This is a genomic window from Mesorhizobium sp. M7A.F.Ca.CA.002.04.1.1, assembly GCF_004022805.1.
GTDB classification, from domain to species: domain Bacteria; phylum Pseudomonadota; class Alphaproteobacteria; order Rhizobiales; family Rhizobiaceae; genus Mesorhizobium; species Mesorhizobium ciceri.
This window is the reverse complement of sequence record NZ_RZPL01000659.1, coordinates 1-3,186: the sequence shown is the minus strand read 5'-3', so window position 1 is coordinate 3,186 and position 3,186 is coordinate 1. Positions and strand designations below refer to the sequence as shown.

The following is a 3,186-nucleotide window of genomic DNA, read 5'->3' as shown; positions in this document are numbered from 1 at the left end:
CGCGGCAAGCGCCACTTCGTTGATGCGCTCGTTCGGCTTGAAGCGATAGTCCATCGCCATGCGACGGATCTCTTCATAGACGCGCGGGCCGGTCTTGATCGGCTTGGATGCCAACGCCGCATCGTCGTCCTGGTTGCTGTGCCTGGTGGGTCGGAGCATGGCGTCGGTCAAGCCTTTGCGGCGCTTGGTTCGGCGAACCGCGCCTGTGTGGGAAGGATACCGTCGAGGGCGATCGGCGCAGCCCGGCCGGCGATCAGGTCGGCGACGATGCGGGCCGATCCATGCGCCATCGTCCATCCAATATGGCCGTGGCCGGTGTTCAGCCAGAGGTTCTTGATGTTGCGCAGGCCGAGGATCGGCAGATTGTCGGGCGTCATGGGTCTCAGGCAGGCCCGCATTTCGGCGCGATCATAGGCGATACCGCGCGGGAACAGGTCCTGCGTGACGCGCTTCATGAAGGCGAAATCCGAAGGCTTGTGGCTGCGATCATAGCCCGCGAATTCCGCGGTGGCGGTGACGCGGATGCGATCGCCCATCGGCGTGATGGCAACGAGATTGTGCTCATCGATGACGGGGAGTTTTGGAGCCAGCGCCGGGTCGACGATGGGAATGGTCAGGGAATATCCTTTGACCGGATAGATCGGCAAACCAAGGCCGATCTTGCGGGCGAGGATCGGGCTTTCGGCGCCGAGACACAGAACGTAGGTGTCGGCCAGAAATTCTCCCTTGTCGGTGACGACCCGGATGATCGCGTCATTCCTGCGTTCGATCCCGACGATCCTCGTGCTTGTCAGGATCTTGCCGCCCCTCGTTTCGACGATGGCCGCCAGCGCGCGCGTGAACTTGGCGGCGTCGCCGGTTTCATCGGTTGGACACATTATGCCGCCGGCAATGCTGCCGCGCGACGAAGCCAGCGCCGGCTCGCGGTCAATGATTTCCTGTGCGTCGACAATGCGGATCTCCTGGCCGTCGGCCTCCAGCAGGCGCATGTTGGCGACGCCCTTGTCGAGCGCCTGACGGCTGCGGTGGAAGTAAAGGATGCCGGCCGAGGTCCTGTCGTATTGGATCGATTCCTCCCTGACGACCGCCTGCAGGACCGATTGGGAATGGACCGCAAGCCGATGTTTGAGGAGGGTGTTGCGACGCGCTTTGGCGGCCGTGCATTCCCTGAGGAAGCGCAGCGACCAGCTGTAGAGATGCGGGTCGGCGGAAAGTTTGAAGCGAAGCGCCTGGTCTTTCAGGAACAGCGACTTCAGCAGGATTTTTGGCGCGGCTGGTGATGACCAGACGAAGGAGTGACCGGGCGCGATCATGCCTGCATTTGCCCAGCTCGCGCCCTCGGCCACCTGCGGTGCCTGCTCGAGAACAGTGACCGCGTGGCCGTCCTTTTGCAACTGATAAGTGGTGGTGATCCCGACCACGCCGCCGCCCAAGATCAATACGCGCATTGCTGTCCCGAAGGGCTGTGTTCCTATTGTCGACAATTCAATAGGAAGACGCCGATCCCTGTCAACGGTGAATGGGTCGGCGACGGACAAGCGATCCGCGCAAGCGCAAAATTCAGGCGTTTACCGGTTCCCAGGATCTGCACAGAGCCCTTGACAGTTTCGGCAATATCGCCGTTTCTATTGTCGACAATTCTGATTGGCATCAGGGAGGGGACTGCGCCATGGACGCCCCGGTTAGCCGCGCCGACGACACGCTTGTCCTCGACAAGGAACACATTCCCTTCAAGACCGATGACGGTATCGGCACGCGCGCCAATCTCGGCCTGCTCGTGCTGCGGACCGACCAGACCATCGAGGATGAATTCCGGTATGCGCTGCCCGCGCGCGACATCGCGCTGTACGAGGCGCGGCTCTACAGCGATGTCGAGATCACACCGGAAAACCTGATGAAAATGTCGGCGGTAATCCCGGCAACGGTGGGACTCTTGCCCGACGTCAAGTTCGATGTGATCGGCTTTGCCTGCACGTCGGGAGCGCTGGTCATCGGCGAGGATAAGGTTGCCGAGCGCGTTCACGAGGTGCTGCCTGGTGTGCAGGTGACCAATCCGGTGACCGCGGCACGCGCCGCGCTGAAGGCCCTGGGGGTCTCGAGGATCGCGCTGCTCACCCCTTACTTGGCGAAAATCAATCATTCGCTGCGGGCATCGCTGATGGCGCGGGGGATGGATATTCCGGTCATGGGCTCCTTCAACGAGGCGGACGACAATGTCGTTGCACGCATCACGCCGGCATCGGTCAAGCAGGCCATCTTGGAAATCGGTGCGTCGAGCGACTGTGATGCGGTGTTCGTTTCCTGCACCAGCATGCGCGTTGCCCGCATCATCGAGGAGGTCGAGAAGGAGTTGGGGAAACCGGTCACCTCCAGCAACCATGCACTTGCCTGGCATATGCTGCGGCTTGGCGGCATTGGCGAGCAGATTGCCGGAAAAGGCGAGCTGTTTCGCCGCTCGCTAGGCTAGCATCTTCAGCGCCGGATTTGCGGTGTGCAGCTCAGATCCCGCCGTACCAGTCATAGCCATTGTCTTCCCAATAGCCGCCCCTGCCACCGCCGACATCGGCAAAGCCGTCGACCAGTTCGATCTTGTAGAGATATTTCGGCATCTTGTAGCCGAGCTGGCGCTCGACGCGAACCCGCAGCGGCGCGCCGTTCTCGACCGGCAGCGGCTTGCCGTTCAGGCCGTAGGCGAGGATCGTCTGCGGGTGACGGGCATCGATGAGGTCGATGGTGCCGTAATATTTGATGTCGCCCGACAGGCTGCGGTCGATCGTGTCGAGGCAATGGAACATGACATAGCGCGCCTGCGGTTTGACCACCGCCTGGTCCAGCACCAGCGACAGCGGCGTGCCGGTCCATTTGGCTATGCAGCTCCAGCCTTCGACGCAGTCATGGCGGGTGATCTGGGTGCGGCTTGGCATGTTCTGGAGCTGCTCGCGGCTGAGCGACAGCGGCTTTTCGACAAGACCCGTCACTTCCAGACGCCAGTCGGCGAAATTGTTGGCGAGCAGGCCCTTGTAGACGTCGTCATCGGGAGCGGTGACGCCGTTCGGCCGCTGCGGCTGGCGGATATCGGCCTCGGTGAATTCCGGCGCCAGCGCACCGCGTCCGGCGAGCAGGCGTTGCGCCCGGTATGTCAGGCCATTGGCGTTTTCGAGGAAACTGCGCAGGCCGCTGCCGACG

3 protein-coding genes are annotated in these 3,186 nt (G+C 62.3%); 1 reads left to right on the top strand and 2 read right to left on the bottom strand.

The window, feature by feature from the left end; all coding sequences use genetic code 11:
• Positions 1-167: 167 nt before the first annotated feature.
• Positions 168-1,448, bottom strand: coding sequence for a D-amino acid dehydrogenase (locus ENZ75_RS26260; RefSeq protein ID WP_063167890.1), 1,281 nt, complete (start codon positions 1,446-1,448; stop codon positions 168-170).
• Positions 1,449-1,669: 221 nt separating this feature from the next.
• Between ENZ75_RS26260 and ENZ75_RS26255 the strand changes: the two genes are divergently transcribed.
• Positions 1,670-2,467: an aspartate/glutamate racemase family protein gene (locus ENZ75_RS26255; RefSeq protein WP_013531948.1), complete on the top strand. Its 798-nt coding sequence runs from the start codon at positions 1,670-1,672 to the stop codon at positions 2,465-2,467.
• Between the two features lie 31 nt (positions 2,468-2,498).
• Here ENZ75_RS26255 and ENZ75_RS26250 read toward each other — a convergent pair.
• The coding region (locus ENZ75_RS26250) for a molybdopterin-binding protein (protein ID WP_128278427.1) at positions 2,499-3,186 on the bottom strand (688 nt) is incomplete at its 5' end.